This window comes from Streptomyces sp. NPDC051173, from assembly GCF_040689515.1.
Lineage (GTDB): Bacteria > Actinomycetota > Actinomycetes > Streptomycetales > Streptomycetaceae > Streptomyces.
Map to the genome: position 1 here is coordinate 1 of NZ_JBFBBD010000187.1, position 1165 is coordinate 1165.

Here is a 1165-nt window from a genome sequence, read left to right on the forward strand (position 1 = left end):
CGCGGGAGACGAGCGGGTGTGTGAGCGCTGCTTCGCCGCGGAGGCGGGCAGCCCCTACAGCCTGCTCGGCGCCCCCGAACTGCCGCAGCATCCGCACTGCCGGTGCGTTCTCGCCCCTGCCTGACGGGAGGTCCCCGTGCCCACCAATCCAGTGTTCACCCCGGTTGACAACAACGGCAACGTCATCGGTGCCGCTGGCACCCCGAGTGCGGTGAACGTCGCCAACAGCCCCACGGTCTTCACCGTCGTCCAGCCGTCGGCCGTCTTGTACTCCGAGGCCGCGCAGTCCCGCACGGCCAATGGGACGACCGCGGCGCAGACGTGGACCAACAACGTTGCTGCTGCGATTGTCGGCGTGAATGTCACAGCCTTCACGGGCGGCACGAACCTCGTTATCAGCCTCCAGCAGCAGGACGCCAACGGCGTCTGGCAGACGATCGGCTCCTCGGCTGCGATCACAGCCGCTGGCACTGCCACGTTCAGCGTGGGACAGGGGATGGCCACGGGGGCGGTGCTGGTCTCTGGCGGCTCCTACCGGCTCGCCTGGACGTTGACCGGGCCATTCGTCGCGCTCACGTTCCAGCTCTCCGTGCAAGGCAGGTGACCGTGTACGAGATACCCCCGAAACGGCGGGTCGCGCCCCGGGGCTCGGTGAGCCGCCGCGACGTCGAACAAGCCAGGTCGCAGGAAGAGTTCGTGGAGGCCCTGCTCCAGGCGATCGACTCCGAGCCCCGAGTACGGGCGGCCGTTCTCCGCCTGCTCTCCGGTTCCCGGCGTGCACCGCGGCCGACGACGATAGCGTCCGTACGCCGGGGAGGCGCGGGATGACCCGGCGGATCGCCACGGTGTCCGGCACGATGCTCACGCCAGGCGTGAGCCGCAACGGCCGCCTCTACACCGAACAGTTGATCGCGAAGGCGACGCGACGGATGCAGGAACGCATCGCCGACCCCGACGGACTGCCGATCGTCATGCGCACTCACCATGATGCGGGCGACGACTCCCGGCTCATCGTCGGCCGGCTCACCTCCGTCACGATCGAGAAGGACGGGTCGGCGCAGTACCGGGCGGACCTGTACGACACCGTGCCCGGCCGGGACATCGCCGCCCTGGTGACCGGCACCGAGCCGGCGCTGCGGTCGGTGTCGATCCACGGCTACTGGCT

At 69.5% G+C, this 1165-nt stretch carries 2 protein-coding genes; both read left to right on the forward strand.

Features of this window, described 5'->3' with window-relative positions:
- The first annotated feature begins 136 nt into the window (after positions 1-136).
- Positions 137-604, forward strand: a complete 468-nt coding sequence (locus tag AB0435_RS34270) for a hypothetical protein (protein WP_366428756.1) — start codon at positions 137-139, stop codon at positions 602-604.
- A 220-nt stretch (positions 605-824) separates the two neighbouring features.
- On the forward strand, positions 825-1165 hold a 341-nt coding region (locus AB0435_RS34275; protein WP_366428757.1), incomplete at its 3' end, for a hypothetical protein.